We start from the raw sequence: 25,529 nt of genomic DNA on the forward strand, positions 1-25,529 counted from the left end.
AATACGGGCAAGAATTGAATTGCGCTTTTACCGCAGCCTTTTCCTATCTTCAAGGAAGGCTTTTTAATATGATTTCGCGCTTAAGTAGTAATCATGCAAATCATGATCGATTTAGGTCGCATCCTGCCCCGGTTTTCCGGCTGTAATGCCGTCATTACGCTCATCGGCATCGCCTGCACGTCGGGAGCGCAACTGCATTTTACGGCGCATCAGATTTGCACGGAGTTGTTCTGCCCGGCGTTTTTCACGCGGGTCAGGCTGGTTCTGTTTGTTGTTTGCAGTGTCTTTTTCATTCATGAAGGGAGTGTACTACGCTAAAAAGCCTGCGAAAAGCGGGTTTTATGATGCGATATGAGAGATTTCCACATTATGTAAAAATAATTGCGATCGGTTGCTTGCGATTTTTGTAATGATGTGTCAGAAGTCCGCCGCGTTCAAGAGAATGCTGCGGTAGCTCAGTGGTAGAGCACTCCATTGGTAATGGAGAGGTCGAGAGTTCAATCCTCTCTCGCAGCACCATTCGATTCCTGAACTGATAAAAATCCTGTAAATTGATGAATTTCAGACGGCTTTTTGCCGGGCGGATTAAGCTCACAATCGTCCTTTTATATTTGCCCATTCATTTCCGGAAGGCTGTCATCTGTTGATGGAAAGAATAATTTTAATATTTTTCGCCGGACATGGCATTACCTGACAGGTCATTAATTGTCATTTTTAACAATCCTGGGCTAATGTTTATATAGGTGAAATACAGGATAGCTGCCTGAAGCTATGGCTAAAGTTTTAAAGCGGGGATTATATGGCTCAATCAATGGCTGAGAATCAGACAATTTCAGAAATTCTGAGATTAAAACCCGCAAGCTGGCATTGGGGACGGGCCATTCGTGCTGCTTTCTGCATCGGCTTCCCGTTCGCTGCCGGACTGTTTTTTGACGACATCATGACCGGTATGTGGATTGCCATGGGTTGTCTTATGATGGTGACCGGTGAAAGTTCTGGCAGTTACAGTTCAGTCTATAAAAAAATGCTGATTTCAGCGCCGATTGGCGCTTTAGGCTATCTGCTTGGTTATCTTGGGTCGTTGCCGTGGGCAGTGGTTGTGATTGCAATGATGATCGTTGGTTTTCTTGCGGCCATGCTAAGCAGCAAGAATGGCACATTATCGATCGGCACATTGCAGACCTTGCTTCTGGGGTCGATTGCATTGGGCGTTCCGGCGATTACACCATTTTGGCAGCCAGCAGTTCTTTATCTGGTTGGAGCTGTTTTTTACGCGGTTGTTCTGGGCATAGAAGTTCTGATTTGTGGCTGGCATTCGCGCGATGAGCGTCCGCAGGAAGAGCAGAAAAAACCTCAGCCTCATTCCGTAAATTCGATGTCCGCTGCAGCCCCTGCAATAGCATTCGCCGTTTGCCTCGCTGTGGCTTATTGCGCCCATTGGTTGGATCATAACGCGCATTGGTTCTGGATACCGCTGACCGTTGGACTTGTGATGAAACCTGATTTTGGATCAATTCGAGATCGGGCTATCCAGCGGGTTATCGGGACGATTGCAGGTGTTGTTATCGGGGCCATAGTGCTGGTGACCCTATCAAAGGGCGCGTTATTTGTTGCTGTTATGGCTGTTTTTGCAGGAATCCTCCCATGGGCCATGCAACGCTCATATATTTTGCAGGCAATTTTCCTGACGCCATTAATTCTGATGCTGGTTGATGTGATTGTTCCCGGGACTGGCGATTTTGATTACGGTGTTCAGCGCCTTGTCGATACTGCAATAGGTGGGGCGATAGTCATTATTCTTGGTTACTTGCCGCTGCGATATTTCAACAGGCCTTCCAGTTAGTATCATTTATTTGCTAATCGCAATGGGTCTCGACCCTGGAAGTCTTTATAGATCGAAGTGCTCCAATCCTGCAATTTATCTAAATTAGCGATTGGTTAATTTATTCTTGAAAATTAAGAGAAATGAATTAATCATTAACTCGCTAAAGTTGAAAATTTCAACGAGGGGATGGGAGGGTTGAAATGACAAGAAATAACAATCCACGATTTTTAGTATGTTTAACCGGTGTCGCGTTTGTTTCTGCGTTCAGTTATACAGGATCCGCCTTTGCCTGGTCCGAAGGTAATGGGAATGACGGAGGTCACGCCTCAAGCATTGTAATCAGCAATGGGGCCTGGTCTGCAACTACGAACAGCTCCGAGTCGATTGCACTCGGCACAGGCACTTCTGTCGGAAATGGTTCTGATTTATCAACTGCAATTGGTATGAATTCCAATGTTCTGGATAATTCAGGGTCGTCAAACGCGTGGGGTTATTGGGCTCATGTTGGCAGTAATTCTGCAGCTTCGACTGCAATTGGAAGGCAAAGTGTAGTTGGCAACGATTCTGGAGGTTCCAACGCGATTGGTTATTGGGCGCAAACGTACTCAGCTATATCGAATGCCATTGGTCAGCAATCTATAGTAGGACAAAATGCTACAGCTGGCCAAGCAATTGGATATTATGCAAGAAACTATGCTGAGGGTGCCAATGCCGTCGGCGCTCTCACATATATAGGTGAGGGCTCAGTCGGTGCGAATGCTGTCGGACCTTATGCGTATGTTGGTGAGAATTCCATAGCTGCGAATGCTTTTGGATCTAATGCTTCTGTTGGTGATAATGCAGAAGGTGCCACAGCTTTTGGTTATGGTGCAACCGTGGAAGATGGTGCTATCAACGCACAGGCTTTTGGTACCAATGCTCGAGCCAGCGGGATCGGCTCAGTTGCGTTAGGGTCCGGTTCTGTGGCCAATGAAAATAATATTATATCAGTTGGTGACGTCGGTTCTGAACGCAGGATCACGAATGTGGAAGCTGGTGTAGCCTTAACTGATGTTGTCAATGTTGGTCAGCTTAATGCGGTTGATGACTTTGCAGTGAAATATGACAGTGATGTTAACGGAGATCCGGATTATAGCTCCATTACCCTGGGGGCTTCCATAGCCGATGCACCACCTGTTGTTATTAAAAATGTAGCTGCAGGGGCAGTTAGTACTTCATCAAAAGAAGCTGTGAACGGCGCTCAACTCCATGAAGTAGCTAGTAGCGCATCAAATGCATTTGGAGGTGGCTCTACTGTACTTTCAAATGGCGCTATTACAAATCCGGTCTACAATGTAGCGGGTGGCTCATATAATAATGTGGGCTCTGCTCTTTCTGCCCTTGATGATCGCATTGGTGGGATTGAAGCTAATTTAAAATCGCACATTTCAAAAGAAGCCAGCCGGGCAGCGGCAGTCGGCTTGGCGGCCGCATCGCTAAGGTTTGATGACAGGGCAGGTAAACTCAGTGTCGCTATGGGCGGCGGATACTGGAGAAACGAAGGCGCTTTTGCCTTCGGTGCGGGTTACACCAATCAAGATCAAACCATTCGTGCCAATATAAGCACGGCGACCAGTGGGTCTCAGTGGGGGGTTGGAGCCGGGTTAAGCTTTACGCTGAACTAAATTATGAGCAGAGTTCTTATTTTGCCATTAGTAATGACAGCTCTGGTTTTGCCAGAGCTGTCAGCTTACGCTCAACCCGAATTCAGGGTGCGTCCATCATCGGTTACCGTCCCTGACGGCGTGCCGATTGGACAGTATAGGCGCGTAATTCACCCCTTCGAAAATTGGACTCTGATCTGTGATGATAATCTAGCTACTAAAATTCGTTTATGCGACATCAGACAGGAAGTCGAAATCGTGGGGGCTGGCATAATATTTTCATGGGCTTTAACAGCAACAGAAAATGGACCGCCTATGATGAAATTGATGGGTCCCGCCAGCATTGGGGTTAATGGCGAAATTATTTTGACCTTCAATGATGGTTCAACTCATCGAGTAAAGATGTTGTCATGTAATACCTCAAATTGTATAGGACATTCACCCGCAGGCCCGAAAACACAACAGCACATTAAAGAAAATCTACCGATTAATATCTCTTTTGATATCAAGAGATTAGGAAACTTTTCATTTAATGTACCAATGAAGGGTTTGAGCAATGCATTAAATGCCTCTGATTAATTGTGATTATCAGTAGCGATGCATAATAGCGCCGGGTCAATGGCAATTCTGATCCACTCAAATAGTACTTCGAGCGAAGTGCGTACTGACAGTTTCAGGTTTTAAAATTGAAAAATGCTATTTACGAATAATTGCATAGAACTCAAGTATATTTCTGAGTATCGATATCATCATTGTCGAGCTTGAGGCTAAATGATTCAGTATATTAGTGTAAACTAAAACCTATCTATAAATTCTCTTTATATTAAAAGAATAAAGCCCTCACATCCCATAAGATGGTTCATGCAATGAAGTGGCTCGCAATAACGATTCTTACGATCGTCATCGTCATCGTCATCGGTATCGCATCGCTCTACGAGAACAGCCTGAAAATTTGGGGCTGGTTCCGCAAGTGATCAAGGCTGTCCTATCTTCTCTTAATTTGTCGCGGTTATGACAAGAGGAGAAAAAGCTAAAACATCCAATAAAATCAATGATACTGGCGGAGAGAGCGGGATTCGAACCCGCGATACGGTTCCCCGTATACACACTTTCCAGGCGTGCGCCTTCAACCACTCGGCCACCTCTCCGTACTGGTTTGCTTTCTTGAAATCCGTCTAGACGGTAAGAATTCTTGCAAACAAGACACACCTTATCAAATCAGGCATTGGTTCGTTGCCAAAACAGGTGTTGCGGCGGCAATATAGCCAGAATACGCATATGTTCAACTGCTATTTTCATTTTGGGTTTAATTTATTTTATTCGGTATTGTCATTGCTGAAATATGTTTAAATAACTGATTATAAAAGATATTTTTTGGTAAATCTCTATGCGCCCTATATGGTCGTGCACACAGAGTTGGGTTTATGTTATCATTTAACAATGAATAATGTTCTGCTTTGGAAGCATATGGTGTTGGGACTGGCATAATAGTTTTGAATAGATTGTAGGGCAGAGAATCGTGTTTCGTTTTATTTTGCGCAGTTTGGCAGTCATGTGTCTGGCCTTGGCAGTGATATTCGCTATTCTGGATGCTGCACGCTTTGTCGGGGCTTCGGAAATAGTAACCAAACCGCTTTTGGATATCTGGGCTCAGGGTGCGCCGGAGCTTCTGGGGGATGCAGAAGCGTTTGTGACGTATTATATAGGGGGAGCGGCGTGGAACAGCCTGTTCCTTCCTGTGCTGGATCAACCAGCTTGGCTGATTTTGGGTGTATTGGCCCTCTTGTTCTATCTGGCGGGTTTTCGTCGTGAAAAGCGCTTTGGTAATTTTAGCGCATGATAGTGTCTATGTCCGATCATGTTGCGCATATTTTGTGCTCCTCAGGAGGTGTTTATGAGTTTCCTAGAAAGCTATCGCAAGAAAGTCGAAATGCCTTCCCGGCAGGATGCCTTGCCGGGTCGAGCTGAGGCGCTGCCCACTGCCTTGTCGCATTATGTATCGGGTAAGCCGCTCAAAGGCCCATGGCCGGATGGTATGAAGCAGATTATGTTCGGCATGGGATGTTTTTGGGGTGCGGAGCGGCTTTTCTGGCTGGTGCCTGGCGTTTATGTGACGGCTGTCGGTTATGCGGGGGGCATAACGCCCAATCCAACCTATGAAGAAACCTGCACCGGACTGACCGGACATGCTGAAGTGGTTCTGGTTGTTTATGATCCGAAGGCTGTCAGTCTTGATGAATTGCTGGCGCTGTTCTGGGAGGAGCACGATCCGACACAAGGCATGCGGCAGGGCAATGATATTGGCACGACCTATCGCTCCGTGATCTACACCTTCGATGAAGCGGATCGTAAAGCGGTTGAAAAGAGCAGGGATGCGTATGAGGCGGCGCTGGCCTCGCGCGGTCTTGGCCCGATCACGACGGAAATTGCAGATGCTCCGACATTCTATTATGCGGAAGATTATCATCAGCAATATCTGGCCAAGAACCCGAATGGCTATTGCGGTTTGCGCGGTACAGGCGTGAGCTGTCCAATACCGGCTGCATCATAAGAAGTAAAAATCGCGCGGTTAGCCCCGCGCGATTTTCTTATTTAGGATCAGCATGCCTTCATCATCGCCGGTCAGCTCTTCCAAATCGCCCCAGCCGATTTTCCTGTAAAGGTCAGGCTTGTCGGTATAGAGATAGACTTCGCTATAACCGAGATCATGAGCAGCCGTTTCAATCGCTGTCATGAGCGCCTTGGCAACACCGCGCCCACGAAACTCAGGTGCAACGAGCAGGCTCGCAACCCATGGCTTGAGATGCGGGTGGCTTTCAAGATCATTGTGAATGAGCAGAACAAAGCCTGCCAATTCATCATTCCAGAGCGCTGCACGCACGGCCTGACCATCGGTGGCGTGGATCAGCTCATTCAGAGCATCTATAATCTGGTCTTCGGTTGCGCCCACTGCCTGTCCCCATTCGGCATGGTTCCATTTTGCGCAGATGGCTGCAAGGTTGGGGCGATCCGTTAGCTCTATGATTTCGATCATTGTATTACCAGTGCGGCGGTTTGGTGATCGGAATTTCAGGTGCGGTTTGCCCTTCCAGTGTCAGAAAGCGATCAGTTAGCGCCGAATGTTTCTGGCTCAGGCGGTCTATTGTTTTCCATTGCTCAGCAAGAACAGCAGACAGTTCTTCAATTGTCTTTTCCTGTTCTGCGACCCGGATTTCGAGTTCTGTCAGGCGGTTATCCGTGGACATGAGACTGTTCCATATTTGCTTGTCATTATAAGATAAAAAATCCGCGCCGACCACTCAATAGTCATGATGAGCAGCCAAACGCGGATTTACAAGACTGGCTGGTTAGCCGGATTTACTTTGTGCCATACATGCGGTCGCCGGCGTCACCGAGACCCGGAACGATATAGCCCTTTTCATCAAGGCTGTCGTCGATGGAGGCGGTGAAGACGTCGACATCCGGGTGGGCGCTCGTGAAGCGCTCAATACCTTCAGGGGCTGCCAGCAGGCACAGAAATTTAATATTGGTGGCACCGCGTTCCTTCAGCTTGTCGATGGCTGCAATGGCGGAATGGCCTGTTGCAAGCATTGGATCGACAACGATAATCAGGCGGTTGACGATATCTTCGGGTGCTTTGAAGTAGTATTCGATTGGCTGCAACGTGTCGTGATCGCGATAAAGGCCGATATGCGCCACACGAGCGGCAGGCACGAGATCTAGCATGCCCTCGAGAAGGCCGTTGCCAGCACGCAGGATGGACGCGAAAACCAGCTTTTTACCTTCAAGTGTAGGGGCTTCCATAGGCATCATCGGTGTTTCGATATGCATGGTGGTCAGTTCGAGATCGCGCGTCACTTCATAGCAAAGCAGCAGCGAAATTTCTTTCAGCAAACGCCGGAAACTGGCGGTAGAGGTTTCACGCTTGCGCATGATGGTGAGCTTGTGCTGGACAAGCGGATGGCTGACGACATTAACGCCCATATTGTTTCCACTTTTCTTGTTATCTTTATCGAATTTAGCGGCTGCTCTAAGCCGGAGAAAACGCATGGCAGGCGCACAAGCGCAGTTTTCCACGGTGTGTTTTCTGTTTTTTTGAACATTTTGCACAGATGCGCAAGTCCAGATCACAAAAGGGGTATCGGCTTGCTCTCTGTGCTTGTATCGTTCGGTACAAGCTTTATATGCATCAGGCAAACGGAAAACGGAGATCGGCTTCGTTTCGCACATGAACCGGCAGGATAGTTATGAGCCAGCACAAAGGCAATGCAGACCGCGTGGGTGCACAAGGTGGCATGGAGCATTCATTCGGCTTCAAGGCAGTCGACGAAAGCGAAAAGCAGGGGCTGGTCAATGATGTTTTTCATAAGGTTGCCAAGCGCTATGATGTGATGAACGATCTCATGTCGGCTGGTATGCACCGTGTCTGGAAAGATGCGATGATCAGCTGGCTGGCGCCGTCCAGGCGTCCGGGTTTCAGGTCGCTCGATGTGGCGGGTGGTACCGGCGATATTGCTTTTCGTATTGTTGAAGCCTCTGGCCGTCAGGCGCATGTGACCATTCTCGACATTAACGGTTCGATGCTGGGGGTTGGTCGTGAGCGTGCCATCAAAAAGGGGCTTGCCGATAATCTCGAATTTGTTGAAGCAAGCGCCGAAGAGCTGCCATTTGAAGATGCGAGCTTTGATGCTTATACGATTTCATTCGGCATTCGTAATGTGCCGCATATCGACAAGGCGCTGTCCGAAGCTTACCGCGTGTTAAAGCCGGGTGGTCGCTTCCTGTGCCTTGAGTTCTCCGAAGTCGAACTGCCATTGCTTGATAAGATTTACGATCAATGGTCGTTCAAGGCCATTCCGCAGATTGGCAAGATGATTACCGGAGATGCTGATTCCTACAGCTATCTGGTGGAATCGATTCGTAAATTTCCAAAACAGGAAGATTTTGCACGCATGATCCGCGAAGCGGGTTTTGAGCGTGTGAGTTATCGCAATTTTACCGGTGGTATCGCAGCCCTTCATTCTGGCTGGAAGCTCTGAGTTTGATATGAGCAATATTTCTGCGGGCTTGAGATTAATGCGTGCTGGCTGGATCATGGCGCGCGAAGGTGTGCTGAGTTCACTGCCGGTTGATGATGCAGCCGGATTGCCTGCATTGGGGCACAAGGTTGCAAAGCTTCTTGCACGCAAGCGGGCGAAAGATGCGCCTCGTTCTGAACGCATATCGCGTGCGATGAACAAGCTTGGCCCTTCCTATGTGAAATTGGGCCAGTTTCTGGCAACCCGTCCTGATATTGTCGGCAAGGATGTGGCTGCCGATCTTGAATTGTTGCAGGACCGTCTTGATTTTTTTGCGCAGGGCGAAGCTGTCTCAGCAGTTGAAAATTCCCTTGGCCGCAAGATCGATGATCTCTATGTGCGTTTTGAGGCGCCTATTGCGGCTGCATCCATGGCGCAGGTGCATCCGGCCTTTGTGATGAAAGACGGTGCGCAGCATAAGGTTGCGGTTAAAGTTATTCGTCCGGGTGTGCGTCAGCGTTTTGCCCGCGATCTTGAAAGCTTTTTCATGGTCGCCCGTATGCAGGAGCGGCATATACCGTTTACACGCCGCTTGCGGCCCGTTGAAATGGTTGAAACACTTCAGCAGACAACGCGCATCGAAATGGATTTGCGGCTTGAGGCGGCGGCGCTTTCCGAGATTGCCGAGAATATCAAGGATGATCAAGGTTTCCGTGTTCCTGATGTTGATTGGGAGCGCACGGGCCGCGATGTGCTGACGCTTGAATGGATTGACGGCATTAAAATGTCGGATATCGAGGGACTGCGAGCGGCTGGCTTTGATCTCAAAAAGCTTGCAGAAACACTGATCCAGTCTTTCCTCCGACATACGTTGCGCGATGGTTTTTTCCATGCAGACATGCATCCGGGCAATCTGTTTGTGGATCCGCAAGGTGTCATTGTTGCGGTTGATTTCGGCATTACCGGGCGGCTGAATAAAGATCAGCGGCGTTTTCTTGCGGAAATTCTTTATGGCTTCATCACACGAGATTATCTGCGCGTGGCTGAGGTGCATTTTGAAGCAGGCTATGTGCCGCATACCCATGATGTGGCAAGTTTTGCGCAGGCAATCCGCGCCATTGGCGAACCTATTCACGGTCAGCCGGCCGAGACCATTTCCATGGCAAAACTGCTTACATTGCTGTTTGAAGTGACCGAGCTTTTTGACATGCAAACGCGGCCAGAGCTTCTGATGCTTCAAAAGACGATGGTGGTTGTAGAAGGCGTTTCACGCACGCTTGATCCGCATTTCAACATGTGGAAGGCGGCAGAACCCGTTGTGGGCGGCTGGATTCGTAAAAATCTCGGACCACAGGGCATGTTGCTCGATGCAAAAGACAGTGCCTATGCACTGTTGCATTTCACCCGCAAAACGCCGGAACTTGTTGCGCGAATAGATCGTGCTTCCGCTGCCCTTGATGAAATGGCGCTCAATGGTTTGCGCTTTGATGATGCAACGGCAGAAGCGATTGGCAAGGCTGAAGCGCGGCACTCGCGTTGGGGGCGTATTGCACAGATTGTGATTGCAATTTCATTGGCGGCGATAGCAATTAAGCTCTATATCGAGCTTTAATTCAACCATTTGTTGATTATTCGACAAAATAGTGATTTCATTGATTGCATCAATATTAGACCGGTGCAATCAAATGGCCAGTATTACGATCCGCAATCTTGATGATGCAGCAAAAGAGCGGCTGCGTGTGAGAGCAGCCCGAAACGGGCGCTCGATGGAAGAAGAAGCGCGGCTTCTTCTGGCTGGATTAGAAGATCCAAAGCCCGCTGCCAGAGCTTCGCAGCTTGTTTCAGGTTCATTGCAGGGCAAGCGTGTTCTTCTGATTATCAGTGGCGGGATCGCCGCTTATAAGGCGCCTGATCTTATTCGCCGTCTGCGTGAACGTGGTGCCCATGTGCGCCCATTGATGACGCTTGCAGCACAGCAATTTGTAACGCCGCTGACCATTGGTGCCGTTGCTGCCGATCATGTGTTTACCGATCTTTTTTCGCGTGAAGACGAGCAGGATATTGGTCATATCCGCCTTGCACGTGATGCCGATCTGATTGTCGTTGCACCTGCGACCGCTGGCATTATGGCAAAAATGGCCAATGGAATTGCTGATGATCTGGCGAGTGCTGTATTGCTTGCGCGTAAAATCCCGGTTCTCGTGGCCCCTGCCATGAACCCCGCCATGTGGGATAATCCGGCCACCAGGCGCAATTGCCTGACTTTGCAAAAGGACGGTGTGCATTTCACTGGTCCCGAAAAAGGCGAAATGGCGGAAAGCGGAGAGGCGGGTACAGGGCGGATGAGCGAGCCGCTTGCCATTGTCGCTTCTATTGAAAATCTGCTCGCACCACAGTCAAAACCACTGGCTGGCAAAGTGATTGTCATGACATCCGGCCCGACCCATGAGCCGATTGATCCTGTGCGCTATATTGCCAATCGTTCATCGGGCAAGCAGGGACACGCGATTGCTGCAGCCTTGGCACGATTGGGCGCAACGGTGCATCTGGTGTCCGGCCCGGTCACGATCCCGGACCCGCAAGGCGTCAACGTCATTCATGTCGAGACCGCACGACAAATGCAGGCAGCAGTTGAACACCATTTGCCTGCCGATGCTGCTGTGATGGTGGCAGCGGTTGCCGACTGGCGCACAGTCAATGCCTCTGACCAGAAGATCAAGAAACAGCCGGGCGAGGGCGCACCAACGCTCAGCATGGTTGAAAACCCGGATATTCTGGCAGGTGTAGGCCATAGTAACAACCGCCCCGGCCTTGTGGTGGGCTTTGCGGCAGAAACGCAGGATGTGCTTGTTAATGCCGGGCGCAAGCTCGACAAGAAAGGTGCTGACTGGATCGTTGCCAATGACGTTTCAGGCGATGTGATGGGGGGTGATCGCAATCATGTACGGATTTTGAGCCGTAATGGTATCGAAGAATGGCCGGAAATGAGCAAGGAGCAGGTGGCTGATAAGCTGGCGGAAAAGATCGCCGCCAGCTTGCTTTCGACTCAGGCCTTGTCGCGGACTTGATAATCCTTGATCGTGGCAAAGCGAATTGCTTTCCAGCGCTCGGCTTCATAATTGAGTGAGAAACCGTTTTGCGCCATAAACACCGGATCATTGTCAAGATCATGGGCAATATCGGCGCGGTGCGAAGCAATGAAGCGCTCGAGTTCTGCAGGTTCGTCCGCTGTGATCCAGCGGCAAATCGAGAAGCGCGACATTTCAAAGCCGACGGGGAGCGAATATTCGATTTTTAATCGTTCCGTCAGCACGTCAATCTGCAATGCACCAACCACGCCGACAATTGCCGGAGAGCCGTCATCGGGCACGAAGAGCTGGACCACGCCTTCTTCTGCCATCTGCTGCAGTGCCTCACGCAGTTTCTTGGCCTTCATCGCATCATCAAGACGAACGCGGCGCAAAATTTCCGGCGCAAAGTTCGGAACCCCGCGGAACAGAATGTCTTCGCCCTCGGTCAAAGTATCACCAATACGCAATGTGCCATGGTTCGGGATGCCCACAACATCGCCTGCAAAGGCTTCATCGGCAATCTGGCGTGAGCGGGCAAAGAAAAACTGTGGCGCAGACAGGCTCATCGGTTTGCCGGTACGCACCAGCTTGGCCTTCATGCCGCGTGAAAGCTTGCCCGAGCAGACGCGCAGGAATGCAATACGGTCACGGTGGTTCGGGTCCATATTGGCCTGAATTTTGAACACAAAGCCGGTCATCTTGTCTTCGGTAGCACCGACCATACGGCTGTCTGCCTGCTGGTCGCGTGGGGAAGGGCCAAAATCGCAAAAGGCTTCGATGAGATCACGAACACCATAGTTTTTAAGGGCCGAGCCGAAATAAACCGGCGTCATATGACCCTCACGGAAGGATGCGAGGTCGAACGGGCGGCAGACCCCGCGTGCCAGTTCCACACTCTCGATCCATGCCTCACGCTCATTCTCGGGCAGAAGCTTCGCAGCTTCTTCCGGGCCGCTGACCCTGGTGGGTTGTTCTTCCGCATCTTTCTGGCGCACAGCATTATTGTGCAGATCATAAGTGCCGGCAAAGCTTTTTCCCGAACCGATGGGCCAGGTGACGGGAGCCGTATCGAGTGCAAGTTTTTCTTCGATCTCATCAAGGATTTCGAGCGGATCGCGTGCTTCGCGGTCCATCTTGTTAACGAAGGTCACGATTGGAATATCGCGCATACGGCAGACTTCAAACAGCTTGAGCGTGCGTGGCTCGATACCTTTTGCGGCATCAATCACCATGACGGCAGAGTCCACGGCTGTCAGTGTGCGGTAGGTATCGTCGGCAAAATCTTCATGGCCCGGTGTATCAAGCAAATTGAAGATGCAATCCTTATACTCGAATGTCATGACGGAGGTCACGACAGAGATACCGCGATCACGTTCGATATTCATCCAGTCTGAACGGGTCTGGATACGGTCTTTTTTGGCTTTTACTTCACCGGCCAGCTGGATAGCGCCACCGAACAAAAGCAGCTTTTCGGTCAATGTTGTTTTACCGGCGTCCGGGTGCGCGATAATCGCGAATGTGCGGCGCTTTGAAACGGGATGGTCTTGAGCGGACATAAGAGAAAACTCGTAATTGCAAAAGGATAGGCTGTACGAAAAAGCGCACTGCGAAGATGTTGGGCTGCATCTAGCAGTCATTGATGAAAAGGTCGAGTTGAAATGAAAAAGCGGCGTGAGATACGCCGCTTTTTCATGAATAGATTTGTTGTCTAGCGCTTGATGCCAAGACCGAATGCGATAAAGGACCAGCCCTGGAAGATCAGATCGATTGCAAGAAACAGACCAATGATAAACAGACTGTTTTCTGGCCACTGCATGGCAATTACAATGCCAGCCAGAGCTGTGATAACGCCTGTAGCTGCGATCCAACCCCATCCTGAAGCTGGCTTGGATTTGAATCCCAACCAAATACGGAAAATACCAGCGCCAATGAGGGCTGCTGCTAAAAAGATCGTAAATACGCTCGCGGCCAATAATGGTTGGTTAAATGCGACAATACCGGCAACCGCATAGAGCAGACCACTCAAGAGCCAGAAGAAAAAACCGCTCCATGTCTTCACGCCGAATGCATGAATGATTTCGATAATGCCTGCCACAAGCATCATGATGCCGACATAATAGACGGAAACGACCGTCGCCAGCACGAGATTACCAAATGCAATGCCACCCAGAATTAGCAATGCCACGCCAAGCGCGACAAACCATCCCCATTTTGTCGTAACTTCTGAAGGAAGATCAGCCCGGTTAAAATTACTTTGTTGCGTTGCCATGAGATGTCCCTCTGATTGCAAGTTTCGCAGCTAATATAAAGTAGATCGCAGATTTGACCAGAGAGCTTTATAAGTTTGGTTTATTTGGTAAATCAGTGTTGGCGGATGGGCTTTTCCACTATATCTCTAAATTCAGTGCTTTTCAGGATAAGGTCGGTTCATGTTTGATATTCTTGCCCATTATTGGCCTCATATCCTCGCAGTTTTGTCGGTCATTCTTGGTGCGATTGCAGCAATCCATGCAACCATGACCAAAGACGAAGTGCGAACGGCTCTGGGCTGGGTGGGGATTATCGTGCTTTCGCCGATCGTGGGCGCTGTGGTCTATGCGCTGGCCGGTGTTAATCGTATCAGACGCAGCACATTGAGCCATCAACGTGACAATATGGGCAATATTGCACTTTATCACCTGTCGCATTTCGATACGACAAATGACCGGGTGCGGGCGGCTTTCGGTCGTCAGTTCGGTGCGATGAAGATTCTTGGCGATACTGTCAGCCTTTATGACTTCACCAGCGGCAACAATATCACGATGCTTGAAACGGGTGACGAAGCCTATGGCCAGATGCTCGATGCAATCAACAATGCCAAACGCAGCATTCTGCTTGAGACCTATATTTTTGACCGTGACGCCATTGGTCAGAAATTCGTCGATGCATTGAGCGGTGCAGTCAAGCGCGGCGTTGAAGTGCGGGTGCTGGTGGATGCGGTCGGGGCGCGTTATTCGATTCCAAGCATAGTCGGGCTCTTGAAGGAAGAGGGCATTACCGTTGACGTGTTCAATGGTAATATTATCATGGGGCTGCGTCTGCCCTATGCCAATCTGCGTACGCACCGCAAGATATTGGTTGTCGATGGCAGGCTGGCTTTTACCGGTGGCATGAATATTCGAGGCGCCTTTGTAAGGGAGATTGCAGGCGATAATGTTGCTTTCGATACGCATTTTCGCATCGAAGGTCCGGCAATCGCTGATATTTTTCATGTGGCATCGGAAGACTGGCGCTTTGCAACAGGCGAGCTTCTGGCGGGGGATGCCTGGAGCATTGTTGCACCTGACGATCCGCCGGGAACCGGCAAGCTGATCCGCGTGGTTGGTTCCGGCCCGGACAAGAATATTGAAACCAATCATCGTATGATGATGGGTGCATTTTCGATTGCCCAGGAACATATCCTGATCATGTCGCCCTATCTTCTGCCGGATCGCGAATTGATCAGTGCGCTGGTCACAGCGGCGCGGCGCGGGGTGGCCGTGGATGTGGTTATTCCGGGTGTGAATAATCTCAAGCTGGTTGATCGCGCAATGCGTGCGCAGTTTGACCAGTTGCTCAAAGGTGGCTGTCGCATCTGGCGTGCGGGTGGCGCTTTCAACCATTCCAAGCTGATGACCATTGATGGAGCATGGTCTTATGTGGGATCATCCAATCTGGATGCGCGTTCGCTCCGGCTCAATTTCGAGATCGATCTTGAAATACTTGATCGTGATATTGCCTTGCAGGTTGAGGAACGCATTGGCAAGGCGATTGAAACCAGCCGGGAGGTTAATCTGATGCGGCTTAAAAATCGCCCATTCTATGAGCGTTTGATTGACCGCATCATCTGGCTCGGATCGCCTTATCTTTAAGGTCAAGACCCTGGAGTTTTACTGAAATCAATGACAAATTGGCTTATGCCAGAGGCCAGAAACTGAACCGCCAGACAGGTTAAAAGAAACCCCATGATTTTTGTCACAGCTTGCATGCCATGATCCCCAAGGAATTTTTCGATCCAGTTGGAAGACAGCAGCGCAATATAAGCGATGATGGACATTATGGCCACGCCAATGGCAATGACGATATGACCAAATATATTATGATCACTCGGAATTTGTGATGAGAATCCCATAACCACCGCGATCGAGCCCGGGCCTGCCAGGCTTGGCATTGCGAGCGGTGAAAACGAATAATCGAGATCAGCTTTCTTTATATCTGCTGGATCTGAATCCACTTCAGATGAAGTATCTTCACCGGAAAAAATCATGCGCAGGGCTAATATCATAATGATAATACCACCTGCGACCCGAATACCGGGTAACGATATGCCGAACAGTTTTATAATTGCATTGCCAAGAAGCATGAACACAGTCAGGATCAGAAACGCATAAATGCTGGTTTTTCTGGCTTGTGAGCGCTTGTTTTCGGTGCTCATGCGTTTGGTCAAAGACATATAGAGCGGAATGGTCGTCAGTGGGTTCATAATTGGCAGAAGGCCGATCACGACAATAGAAACATACTTTACCAATTCAGTTGCTAAATCCATTTACCTGAGCCTTCTCCATTTATCGCAATTTGGTATTTTTCTTATATAAAGATATTAGGGTCAGGACTCATTAATTTGATGAGAATGGCATCTGAAATGACAAGATATGCAAGAAGAGACGTGAGGACCGGGGTTGTTCCCCCGGTTGAGCGGCTCGACGCAGCAGATCGCCAAGTCATTTCGATGTCCGAAGGATGTGGCCCATCCGCCCGCCTACTTCGTCGAAAAGTCTTGAAAATGAACCACATTTCCTTCGCCTTTTCTTATCAAATCCAAACGGATGGCCTCACACCATTCCCGTCAAATTAATGAGTCCTGACCCTAGGCAGCGTGGACGAATTTGATCAAGATGAATGCTGCTGAGATGGAAACGAAAGTGGAGAAATTGTGCTTGAGTTTTCCGACCTCCAGATCAATCGACACCCAAGGAACCAGATGAAGCTTTCGTAGTGTACAAGGTTTTCGGCCTTGCCACATGCATCAACTCCGCGCATCCTGCATAAAATGATTACAAATCAAGGACCAAATCCTATGGAGCAGCCCAGCTATGATCTTGAGTTCGGCGAGATAATTCGCTGGCTCAAGGCGCATGGCCTCATTTTGCAATCTGATCTTGATGGCAATAGCGAACTCTCCACACGTGAAGAGCGCACAGGTCGCAAACGTCGGCGCGAAGCAGAAAAGAACAACGCACAGCCTCAGAAATAACAGGTGTTACAATAAGAACGTGACTCTAAATGGAGGAAGCAAAATGCAGCATAAACAGCTGTTCCAGTCTGGATGGTTCTACCGGCTGTTTTTCATTTGTGCAATCTGCGCAGTTGCAAGCAGCCTCCTGAACCAGCAGAGTGATGCAATTTTCTGGCGCTGGCTGCATTATATCACCAAACCTGCAGCAACATTGTTTTTGCTCTGCGCTATTTTCACAGCACCGCGCCTGATTTCCAGAACCTATGGTTTAACGATTGCCGCCGGTCTCGCATTTGCTCTGGCGGGTGATTTTTTCCTGATGCTGCCAGGCGATTATTTTCTCGCAGGTCTCGTCTGCTTTCTGATTACCCATTGCATCTATATTTATGCGCTGTCCCAAAACACAAAATTTGCAGGACACAAGCTTGTCTTTGTGATTTTTGGTATTTTGGCAATCAGCATTATTGCAAGCCTCTGGACCAGTCTGCCCAATGCAATGAAACTGCCTGTCGTTATCTATGCAACTGCGATTGGCATAATGGCAGCACAGGCTCTGAGCCGTGCGCTCTCAACACCGCGCAAAACCGCTCCGTGTTACGGCGCATGGCTTGCTGCGGCTGGCGGGTTTTTCTTTATGGCAAGCGACACATTGCTGGCTTTTAACCGCTTTCACACACCAATATCCCTGTCTGGTCTTTGGGTTTTAAGCACATATTATATTGCCCAATTCCTGTTTGCCCGATCAACCGAGAATTTTGCCTATGAGCGCTGATCATCAGCTACAAACGACCTTTCAGCATTTGCGGCAAAGCTGGCTCAATAATCGACCGGCCTATGAACAACGCATTGACGATTTACGCCTTTTGCGCAAAGTCCTGCATGAACGTCTTGATGAGATGGCAAAGGCCATTCATGCAGATTTTGGCAACCGTTCGGTTCACGAGACATTGCTTGGCGAAGCCAGTGTGGTTTTTGCAGAAATAGATCATGCTCTGCACAATCTCAAACGCTGGATGAAGCCACAGCGTAGAAAAGCAGGCTGGAAGCTCTGGCCTGCCAAGGCAGAAATTCGTTTTATGCCACTGGGTGTTGTTGGCATCATTGCGCCATGGAATTACCCGGTCAATCTTGCACTGGCGCCTCTGGTGGCGGCGATAGCTGCTGGAAACCATGTTTTTCTCAAACCATCCGAACACACACCACAGACCTCGGAGTTTCTGCGCAAACTAATCGCTGATGTGTTTCCACAAGACCGGGCAAGCGTTATTCCGGGCGATGCCACATTGTCCGCAGCGTTTTCCGCTTTGCCTTTTGATCATCTGTTCTTCACGGGATCCACGACTGTTGGCCGCAAGATTATGAAAGCCGCAGCCGAAAACCTCACACCTGTCACATTGGAGCTGGGTGGAAAATCACCTGCAATCATCAGCGAGAACGCCAATCTCAGACGCGCGGTAGCATCCATCGCCACAGGCAAATATTTTAATTCAGGTCAAACCTGCATCGCACCCGATTATGTACTGATCCATCAAAACAAACGCGATGCCTTTATAGCCTTGCTGCGCGAGGAAACCCAAAACCGCTATAGCGGCGACACGGCAATTGCAGATCGCACAACAATCATCAATGACATACAATATCAGCGCCTCACAGCCTTGCTAAGAGATGCAAAGGACAAATGTGAGAAGCTCATCCCGCTTCTGGATGAAACCGCGACACCAAAAACGCCGCGCCTGATGACGCCGACACTCATTCTTGAGCCAGCTCCTGACAGCACAATCATGAATGAAGAAATCTTCGGTCCACTGTTACCCATCATCAGCTATCGATCAATCGATGAGGCAATCGCCGTTATATTAAAACATGAACGCCCTCTGGCGCTTTATTGCTTCAGCGACAACACAGCGGAAATAGAAACCATACTCTCGCATATTGTTGCGGGTGGCGTCTGCATCAATGATACGCTCTATCATTTTGCCTGCGCTGATCTGCCTTTTGGTGGCGTCGGGCATAGCGGTATGGGGCATTATCACGGTCGGGAAGGCTTTCAGACCTTCTCGAAAGCCATGCCAATATTGACAAAATACGCACCTGCATCAACCGATCTGATCAAACCGCCCTATAGCGGCCTGACTGATCGCATCATCCGTTTCATCGCAAGATAAAATGCTCTAAAAATATAATTATAGGCCGAAAGCGCAGCAAACCTGTTTTTCAACCAGCAAAATGCCCTATTTATAGGGACAACGATACTATTCATACATGACACAAGGCGGTAACGGGTGCAGAAAAAGAAAACTCCTGGTCGAATTTCCACCAAGATATTGACTGCTATCCGAAACCGGCCCGGTTTCAGGCCGCCTCTTGACGATGAGCCAGAGGGTGACATCACCATTGCATCCTATAATGTGCATAAATGCATTGGGGTGGACAAGGTTTTCGATCCGCAACGCACGGCAGATGTAATCAGTGAAATTGATGCTGATGTGATTGCTTTGCAGGAAGCCGACAAGCGGTTTGGCGAGCGTTCGGGCCTGCTTGATCTCGGCCTGCTCGAGAAGCGTCACGGGCTTGTTCCGGTGCCAATCACCTCCACCATGCCGAAAGGCCATGGCTGGCATGGTAATATATTGTTGTTTCGCGAAGGGGTGGTGCGCAATGTGCGCCAGCTTGCACTCCCCGGTGTGGAACCGCGTGGCGCACTTGTTGCCGATCTGCAATTTTCGTCCGGTCCATTGCGGGTGATTGCTGCCCATCTTGGGCTTTTAAAGCGATCCCGCGAACAACAGGCCGAAAGCATTCTTTCTGCCTTGCAGGAAGCCGATACGCTGCCAACCCTTTTGATTGGCGACCTCAACGAATGGCGTATCGGCAAACGTTCATCACTGGCCTCTTTGAAGCCGGTCTTTGATCATGCTGAAACGGCGGTACCGAGCTTTCCGTCACGGTTTCCGGTCTTTGCACTGGATCGTGTGCTTGGAACGCCAAACAATCTGGTTACGGCAGTTGAAGTACACAATACGCCGCTTGCACGCGTGGCATCCGATCATCTGCCGATCAAAGCACATCTTGATCTGAGGACCGCTTCTAAGCTTCTGGAAGAGTTCAACCCATCTTTGCTGACAGATAATTCAAGCGGCCAGAGCTAGGGTCCTGACGCTAAACATTTCCAGTCAAACACTGCCTTTGAAGAACTGATTAACCTGACGGCGTAAAACAGAGGGCGTAAAGCCGAAATGATTTCGAAATGTTCTGCTGAAATAGGCAGGATCATCAAAGCCGGCATTATATGCAATCTGCGTAATTCCAGATGGATCGCCACGCACGATTGCGGATCGTGCCATTTCAAGCCTGCGCTGTAACAAATAGCGAGAAAAGGTCGTGTTTTCCCGTTTGAACAGTTTCTGAATTGCCCGCGAGGTGACGCCCTCAGTTTGCGCCAATTGTATTATAGAAAATTCGCTATTCGAAATCTGCGCTTCGATTTGTGCTTTAATCGCATCCATTCTTTTTATCGTAGAAACCTGCTTATTCTGGGCTTGCAGGTTATCGACCAGCATTGGCAGTAGCTGATAAAAGTGCTGAACCATTGTCGATGCATTGCGCTCGTTTTGATGTTCATGCTGAAGAAGATAGCCTGCATAGGTAACGAGTAGCTGTAAAGGTAGATTTGTGAAGGGCATGGATTGCCCGAAAAGCCTGTCAATGTCGGGCACTTCCTGTAAAACAGCTTTTTTAGGCATATAAGCGCAATCAAGGCGCCCACCAGTCGGCAATGTCAGCAGAAGCGGTGCGTCGGAGGGGATAAAAGTTACATCACCCCGAGCCAGATTAATCAGATGATGCCCTTGTTCAACCGAAGCAGGGCAGCTCATTGAACGCAGGATTAAAATTCCAGCTTCTCGCGACCCCGGTGCTGACAGGAAAGTTCGCTTGAGCGGAAAATAAATTGTCGTCAAAGATAGCTCAGGATGTTTCCAAAACAGCCCGCGTACCGACGATAGATCTGCATCAGACTGCTTTATAAGCGGTGTTCCCATAATATCGCGCAGCATCATGAGACATGGTTGCAGACCATCTGTCATGCTGGAAGCCATATTCCGGAACTTTTGCGGCCTGATCGCTTTTGTCATCTCAACTCTGTACAGTCTTCAAGGTTCACTTGAGTCCTGTTCATGTTCGCATTTCTCCAAGCAAGGTTCTTATCGATTAATTAAATATGACTGTAAAGGTCTTGTTTGACAATCGCGCATAGGGGCGAAGCCATGTGTCTTCGCTTTTTCGGAGAAAATAATGCACAATAAATATCGCGGTGTTTCGCTTCTCACACTGGTTGCTATCGGGAGCATGGCTGGACAAGCCCCGGCCCAGGATAAGGCTCAGGATAAGGCCCAGGATAAGGTTCAGTCTGAACAATCTTCAGCCGAAACGAGTGGCGTCATGGTTCTGGATACTATTGCCGTTACGGGCAGCCGTGGTGGACAGCAGATTTCCGAAACCGCTCGCACGATTTATGTTGTTGACGCCCAGCAAATCGAAATGCGTGCCCGCTCGGGTGAGACTATTCAGCAAATTCTTGCGCAGGAAGTACCCAGTTTCGACCCGGCCAGTCAGGGTGCGCGTACATCTTACGGGCAAAATCTCCGTGGACGTACAGCACTTGTGTTGATTGATGGTATTTCGATGAATTCAGCGCGTGGATTGAGTCGTCAGTTTGATTCAATCGATCCCTTCAACATTGAGCGTATTGAAGTTCTGTCCGGCGCGACTTCGCTTTATGGTGGCAATGCCACCGGCGGGATCATCAATATCATTACAAAAAAGGGCAAAGATGCGCCGGCAGGCCTGCATGGTGAAGTTACTGCCGGTATTGAGAGCGGATTCAGAACAAGCCAGGACTTTGACCGCAATGGTGGCGCTGCCGTCACTTATAACAGTGAAGCCTGGGATGCGCGTCTTTCACTGGCCGGCAATCGAACCGGTGCGTTTTATGATGCAGATGGCACCATGATTGTTCCTGACATCACGCAGACATCGACAGCTTTCAATCAGCGGATTGATTTCATGGGCAGTGTCGGCTTCCAGATTGATGCCGACCGCAGGCTTGAAGTCACAGGCCAGCTTTTCAATTCGGAGCAGAAATCCGATTACAGCGTTTATTTTGGGCAGAATCTTGCCGGTTTGCGCAATCCGGCATTGATTGAAACGCGCGACGATTATAATTCGGATTTCAATCCGCGTACACGTCGCGCCATGCTCAATGCGACCTACACCGATAATGACTTCTTTGGTCAGCAATTGCTGTTGCAGGGCTTTTATCGCAGCGAACAGATGAATTTTCATCCATTTCCCAGCTCTACCTATTTCTACGGCAGTTCTCAGGATACGGATTATTACGGTATGAAAGCTGCAATCATTTCCGAGCCTACAGAAAAACTGAATATTACATATGGCATCGATGCGGATCGGGATTCGCTTTCATCCAGTCAGAATATATTCAATATGAATAAAGCCCTTGCCAGTGGCGCAATGAACTTTGAAACCATAGGCGTAACAGGTCTTTATCCTAAAATCGACGTCACCAATCTGGCGGGCTTTGTAGAAGGTTCCTATAAGGCGACCGACCGCCTGACATTCAGTGGTGGTGTTCGTTATCAATACACCAAGACCAAAGTTGGTGATTTTGTCGGTGCCGCCCAGCAAATTGCAATTTTGAATGGGCTGGCTTCTTCGGCAGATGCCATGTCTGGTGGCGATGTGGATTACGATGCGTTTCTATTTAACGCTGGTGCAACCTATAGTTTGACCGATACGCAGCAGGTTTATGCAAATTTCAGTCAGGGGTTTGAACTTCCAGACCCTGCGAAATATTACGGATATGGCGTCTATGCCTTATCGGGTGGGCATTATAACCTGCTGAGCAGCGTCAATGTATCAGATTCAGCACTTGAAGCGATCAAGACCAATTCTTTTGAAATTGGTTATCGTCTTGATGACGGAACTTACAATCTTGAAGCAGCGGGCTTTTATTCTACCTCTGACAGATCGATTGTGCTCAACCGCACCACTCTTGCTGTCGAAGTGCAGGATAATGACAGACGCGTATATGGCTTTGAGGGCCGGGCTGGCATGAAACTCAGCCATGGCTTTGACATTGGTGTGCTGGGGCAGTGGGTAAAAACTGAAGTCAAGAACGATGGTGACTGGGTTAAGGATACGATCGGCAGCGCCAGTGTATCCAAGCTTGGTGGTCATATCGGCTGGGGCAATGACCAGCTAAATCTCCGCCTGCAAGGGCAGCATGTCTTCAACCTTGATGACCATGCCGGATATGAAATCGAAGGATATACGCTGTTTGATTTGATGGGTTCTTATCGAGTTGAAAAATTCGATACGACGATCAATTTCGGTGTCCTGAATTTGCTCAATAAAGAATATAATACGGTTTGGGGTTCGCGTGCCAAGGCTCTTTACAGTGCTTTGGCTCCTGAAGAAATCTTCGACTATAAAGGCCGCGGTCGAACCTTTGCGCTTTCTGTAAGCAAGAAATTCTGATGACTGATCCATTTATGTCGTCTATCGAAAAGCCAAAAGGCGCCTATGCGCGCCTTTACGCTGTGCTTGGTGGTCTTTATCTCGCACAAGGGATACCAACCTACCTTTTGCTTGTGGCCTTGCCGCCTTTGATGCGCGAGTCGGGTGCGTCGCGCACGGCAATCGGCTTATTTTACCTTCTGATGATTCCACTTATTGCCAAGTTCGCTATCGCGCCTCTGGTCGATCGCTATCCACTTATCAAAAAATGGGGACATCGCAGAAGCTGGGTCATTGTCACGCAGATTGTTGTTTCTCTCGGCATTGCCAGTATGACGCTGGTTGAGCCGCAACAGGCGGGCGCTTTATTTGTAATCTGCTTTTGTATTACGCTCTTGTCGTCATTGCAGGATATTGCAACAGACGGATATGCGGTCCGTCACCTCAATGATGAGAGCCGTGCTACGGGCAATGCAATTCAGGCAGGTGCTGTGGCTCTCGGTGTCATCATGGGTGGAACGCTTGCGCTGGTTCTTTTTCATAAGATTGGCTGGCGACCGACTATATTGATCATTGCTGCTCTTTCTCTGCTTCCACTGCTTGCCGCACTCTGGATGGATGAAAAAAGAGATACAACATTCAATGAGACCGCGCCCCGACCCAGTCTGAAGCGGTTTTTCGAGCAGCCAAGTGCCTGGTACATCCTTTGTTTTGCTCTGACCTATCGGGCAAGTGAAGGCATGGTGCGAGGGATGGAAGGGACGTATCTTGTTGATATCGGCCTGCCGCTGTCCTGGATCGGTTATCTCTCAGGTGCATCTGCCGCAACAGCGGGGCTGATTGGCGCCGCGCTGGCTGCAATATTGATCCGCGTGACGGGACTTTTCTCTACGCTTATCATTCTCGGACTTGCGCGTAGCATCTGCTTTCTGGCCCTTACCTTCAATGCAGGTGAAATCTGGCCGGGTATGGAGGTTGCAATGGCTGCTTCCGCATTTCAAACCTTTCTACGATATATGGAACTGGTGGCGATGTATTCGCTTTTCATGAAGTTTGCGTCGTCAGACCAGCCTGGCACGGATTTTACAATCCTCGCCTGCGCAGAATTGTTAATCTATCTTGTGGGATCGTCAGTGGCAGGTTTTCTTGCCGATAAATTTGGTTATACGGATCTCTTTATGCTGGCAACGTTGCTATCTGTTCTTGGGATCACCATAACATTCTTTATATTGCGAAAACTGAGTAATCATACAGAGGCGCTGCGCTCGACCTAGTTTCGTTATAGTGGCTCATTTGCAGGACTTACTGCTGTGGCGAAACTGTAATTCGTAACAGTTTGGAGCAGGGCTTTGATCGGATGAAGAAGATCTGGTGATAGGTGCTTTAATGAAAGCCAATCCAATCCGGCAACCAAAGCCATTGGCAATAGATTGACGGTTACTCAAATGCCATGTGCAGACATTCGCCCTTGAGTATAAATCGTCAATCCAATTCGAGGTCATAAATCGAAAATTAGAGCCAGAAACTCTCCATCAAATCAGGGTAAATTCAGTGCCATTGTTACGGCCAGAACCCTGCTGATCACCTCGCTAATATCAAACTGATTGCTGCCCGCATCTGCTGCGTTAGTCTGTGAATCTGTGCTCAAAACCCACTTTTAAATATCATAATCTGGTCACATTTTTACAACTTTAAAGTGATTCGCAGTGGTCTCGTTAGGGGATGCTTTAAGATAAAATCGAGCATATAAAATATTAGTAGAATGAAGTAATCATAATTAGCGCACAAATTAAATTAATAAAATCAATATGTTATGAAACTCGTTAAATATTTAATAAGTCTTGTATAAAACTTTATATTATGTATTAATAATTAAAACATGAATTATATAAGGTTTGATGGCATGTACCAATGCTCACCAAAGTACCTTAGTTCAGTATGTGTTAAGTTTAGTTTTTTTCTCCTCTTATTACTTACAATTGTTTTTTCCAGTAACTCTAATGCGCAGGTCGGCATTGGTTTTACGGATGATGGTACATACACTGGTACTATAGGGTCAAATAAAGGTGCGCTTGAGGCATATAGATGCCCGGCAGGAACAGTATTGAGAGGTGGTTCGGTTTGTCTGAACAGTTTCGGGCGTTTCGTTAAGTGGATTTCCGCCGCGATTATGCCGCCACCATC

Annotated in this window: 24 protein-coding genes and 2 tRNA genes; 16 read left to right on the top strand and 10 right to left on the bottom strand. The window is 48.9% G+C overall.

Going from position 1 to position 25,529, the window contains the following annotated elements; all coding sequences use genetic code 11:
• Positions 1 to 111: 111 nt before the first annotated feature.
• Complete coding sequence (locus tag FHY56_RS09900; RefSeq protein ID WP_140904993.1) at positions 112 to 297, bottom strand: hypothetical protein; 186 nt, start codon at positions 295 to 297, stop codon at positions 112 to 114.
• A 147-nt stretch (positions 298 to 444) separates the two neighbouring features.
• On the opposite strand from FHY56_RS09900, the gene FHY56_RS09905 reads away from it, so the two are divergent.
• The 4 genes from FHY56_RS09905 (at position 445) to FHY56_RS09925 (ending at position 4,047) form a co-directional block, all read left to right on the top strand.
• Positions 445 to 519 (top strand) — tRNA-Thr (locus FHY56_RS09905).
• A gap of 292 nt (positions 520 to 811) precedes the next feature.
• The gene (locus tag FHY56_RS09910; RefSeq protein WP_158447747.1) at positions 812 to 1,843 is read left to right on the top strand and encodes an FUSC family protein; all 1,032 of its coding nucleotides are present in this window, start codon (positions 812 to 814) and stop codon (positions 1,841 to 1,843) included.
• A 182-nt stretch (positions 1,844 to 2,025) separates the two neighbouring features.
• On the top strand, positions 2,026 to 3,489 hold the full coding sequence (locus FHY56_RS17785) for a YadA-like family protein (RefSeq protein WP_158447748.1): 1,464 nt from the start codon (positions 2,026 to 2,028) through the stop codon (positions 3,487 to 3,489).
• Positions 3,490 to 3,492: 3 nt separating this feature from the next.
• Positions 3,493 to 4,047, top strand: coding sequence for an invasion associated locus B family protein (locus FHY56_RS09925; RefSeq protein WP_140904997.1), 555 nt, complete (start codon positions 3,493 to 3,495; stop codon positions 4,045 to 4,047).
• A 479-nt stretch (positions 4,048 to 4,526) separates the two neighbouring features.
• Here the strand turns inward: FHY56_RS09925 and FHY56_RS09930 are convergent.
• Positions 4,527 to 4,616, bottom strand: a tRNA-Ser gene (locus tag FHY56_RS09930).
• Positions 4,617 to 4,987: 371 nt separating this feature from the next.
• Between FHY56_RS09930 and FHY56_RS09935 the strand changes: the two genes are divergently transcribed.
• Positions 4,988 to 5,308 (top strand): hypothetical protein, encoded by a 321-nt coding sequence (locus tag FHY56_RS09935; RefSeq protein ID WP_140904998.1) that lies wholly within the window; start codon positions 4,988 to 4,990, stop codon positions 5,306 to 5,308.
• A 54-nt stretch (positions 5,309 to 5,362) separates the two neighbouring features.
• Entirely contained in the window at positions 5,363 to 6,019 is a 657-nt protein-coding gene (gene msrA / locus FHY56_RS09940; RefSeq protein ID WP_140904999.1) for a peptide-methionine (S)-S-oxide reductase MsrA, read from the top strand.
• A gap of 18 nt (positions 6,020 to 6,037) precedes the next feature.
• Here the strand turns inward: msrA and FHY56_RS09945 are convergent, their stop codons facing one another.
• From FHY56_RS09945 to upp, 3 genes are all read right to left on the bottom strand, one after another.
• The gene (locus tag FHY56_RS09945; RefSeq protein WP_140905000.1) at positions 6,038 to 6,502 is read right to left on the bottom strand and encodes a GNAT family N-acetyltransferase; all 465 of its coding nucleotides are present in this window, start codon (positions 6,500 to 6,502) and stop codon (positions 6,038 to 6,040) included.
• 4 nt (positions 6,503 to 6,506) lie between these two features.
• The gene (locus tag FHY56_RS09950; RefSeq protein WP_140905001.1) at positions 6,507 to 6,713 is read right to left on the bottom strand and encodes a SlyX family protein; all 207 of its coding nucleotides are present in this window, start codon (positions 6,711 to 6,713) and stop codon (positions 6,507 to 6,509) included.
• 112 nt (positions 6,714 to 6,825) lie between these two features.
• Positions 6,826 to 7,452 (bottom strand): uracil phosphoribosyltransferase, encoded by a 627-nt coding sequence (gene upp, locus FHY56_RS09955; protein WP_140905002.1) that lies wholly within the window; start codon positions 7,450 to 7,452, stop codon positions 6,826 to 6,828.
• 263 nt (positions 7,453 to 7,715) lie between these two features.
• Here upp and ubiE point away from each other — a divergent pair, with 263 nt between their 5' ends.
• From ubiE to coaBC, 3 genes are all read left to right on the top strand, one after another.
• On the top strand, positions 7,716 to 8,507 hold the full coding sequence (ubiE, locus tag FHY56_RS09960; RefSeq protein ID WP_140905003.1) for a bifunctional demethylmenaquinone methyltransferase/2-methoxy-6-polyprenyl-1,4-benzoquinol methylase UbiE: 792 nt from the start codon (positions 7,716 to 7,718) through the stop codon (positions 8,505 to 8,507).
• Positions 8,508 to 8,514: 7 nt separating this feature from the next.
• On the top strand, positions 8,515 to 10,098 hold the full coding sequence (ubiB, locus tag FHY56_RS09965; protein ID WP_140905004.1) for a 2-polyprenylphenol 6-hydroxylase: 1,584 nt from the start codon (positions 8,515 to 8,517) through the stop codon (positions 10,096 to 10,098).
• A 73-nt stretch (positions 10,099 to 10,171) separates the two neighbouring features.
• Positions 10,172 to 11,554 carry a bifunctional phosphopantothenoylcysteine decarboxylase/phosphopantothenate--cysteine ligase CoaBC gene (coaBC, locus tag FHY56_RS09970; RefSeq protein ID WP_140905005.1) on the top strand — a complete coding sequence of 461 codons (1,383 nt, stop codon included), beginning with the start codon at positions 10,172 to 10,174 and terminating at the stop codon, positions 11,552 to 11,554.
• On the opposite strand, the gene FHY56_RS09975 is transcribed toward coaBC, so the two are convergent.
• Both FHY56_RS09975 and FHY56_RS09980 read right to left on the bottom strand, forming a co-directional pair.
• Positions 11,533 to 13,113, bottom strand: coding sequence for a peptide chain release factor 3 (locus FHY56_RS09975; RefSeq protein WP_140905006.1), 1,581 nt, complete (start codon positions 13,111 to 13,113; stop codon positions 11,533 to 11,535). The two genes, coaBC and FHY56_RS09975, sit on opposite strands and share 22 nt — an antisense overlap.
• Positions 13,114 to 13,265: 152 nt before the next feature.
• The gene (locus tag FHY56_RS09980; protein WP_140905007.1) at positions 13,266 to 13,826 is read right to left on the bottom strand and encodes an HdeD family acid-resistance protein; all 561 of its coding nucleotides are present in this window, start codon (positions 13,824 to 13,826) and stop codon (positions 13,266 to 13,268) included.
• 160 nt (positions 13,827 to 13,986) lie between these two features.
• On the opposite strand from FHY56_RS09980, the gene cls reads away from it, so the two are divergent.
• Positions 13,987 to 15,447, top strand: a complete 1,461-nt coding sequence (gene cls / locus FHY56_RS09985) for a cardiolipin synthase (RefSeq protein WP_140905008.1) — start codon at positions 13,987 to 13,989, stop codon at positions 15,445 to 15,447.
• A gap of 2 nt (positions 15,448 to 15,449) precedes the next feature.
• On the opposite strand, the gene FHY56_RS09990 is transcribed toward cls, so the two are convergent.
• Entirely contained in the window at positions 15,450 to 16,121 is a 672-nt protein-coding gene (locus FHY56_RS09990; protein ID WP_140905009.1) for a MarC family NAAT transporter, read from the bottom strand.
• A 531-nt stretch (positions 16,122 to 16,652) separates the two neighbouring features.
• Between FHY56_RS09990 and FHY56_RS17790 the strand changes: the two genes are divergently transcribed.
• From FHY56_RS17790 to FHY56_RS10005, 4 genes are all read left to right on the top strand, one after another.
• On the top strand, positions 16,653 to 16,829 hold the full coding sequence (locus FHY56_RS17790; RefSeq protein WP_158447749.1) for a hypothetical protein: 177 nt from the start codon (positions 16,653 to 16,655) through the stop codon (positions 16,827 to 16,829).
• Between the two features lie 43 nt (positions 16,830 to 16,872).
• Positions 16,873 to 17,583, top strand: a complete 711-nt coding sequence (locus tag FHY56_RS09995) for a lysoplasmalogenase (protein ID WP_140905010.1) — start codon at positions 16,873 to 16,875, stop codon at positions 17,581 to 17,583.
• Entirely contained in the window at positions 17,573 to 18,976 is a 1,404-nt protein-coding gene (locus FHY56_RS10000) for a coniferyl aldehyde dehydrogenase (RefSeq protein WP_140905011.1), read from the top strand. The genes FHY56_RS09995 and FHY56_RS10000 overlap by 11 nt, the downstream gene beginning before the upstream one ends.
• A 117-nt stretch (positions 18,977 to 19,093) precedes the next feature.
• Entirely contained in the window at positions 19,094 to 19,960 is an 867-nt protein-coding gene (locus tag FHY56_RS10005; RefSeq protein ID WP_140905012.1) for an endonuclease/exonuclease/phosphatase family protein, read from the top strand.
• Between the two features lie 24 nt (positions 19,961 to 19,984).
• Here FHY56_RS10005 and FHY56_RS10010 read toward each other — a convergent pair whose 3' ends face one another.
• Complete coding sequence (locus FHY56_RS10010; RefSeq protein ID WP_235889463.1) at positions 19,985 to 20,896, bottom strand: AraC family transcriptional regulator; 912 nt, start codon at positions 20,894 to 20,896, stop codon at positions 19,985 to 19,987.
• Positions 20,897 to 21,104: 208 nt separating this feature from the next.
• On the opposite strand from FHY56_RS10010, the gene FHY56_RS10015 reads away from it, so the two are divergent.
• Positions 21,105 to 23,366, top strand: coding sequence for a TonB-dependent siderophore receptor RhtA (locus tag FHY56_RS10015; RefSeq protein ID WP_140905014.1), 2,262 nt, complete (start codon positions 21,105 to 21,107; stop codon positions 23,364 to 23,366).
• Entirely contained in the window at positions 23,366 to 24,619 is a 1,254-nt protein-coding gene (locus FHY56_RS10020) for a RhtX/FptX family siderophore transporter (protein ID WP_140905015.1), read from the top strand. Before FHY56_RS10015 ends, FHY56_RS10020 begins: the two co-directional genes overlap by 1 nt.
• Before the next feature lie 610 nt (positions 24,620 to 25,229).
• On the opposite strand, the gene FHY56_RS18025 is transcribed toward FHY56_RS10020, so the two are convergent.
• Positions 25,230 to 25,529, bottom strand: a 300-nt coding sequence (locus FHY56_RS18025; RefSeq protein ID WP_210240053.1) for a hypothetical protein, incomplete at its 5' end; no start/stop codon positions are given.

Origin of the sequence: Brucella gallinifaecis (assembly GCF_006476605.1) — a bacterium.
Taxonomy (GTDB): Bacteria; Pseudomonadota; Alphaproteobacteria; order Rhizobiales; family Rhizobiaceae; genus Brucella; species Brucella gallinifaecis.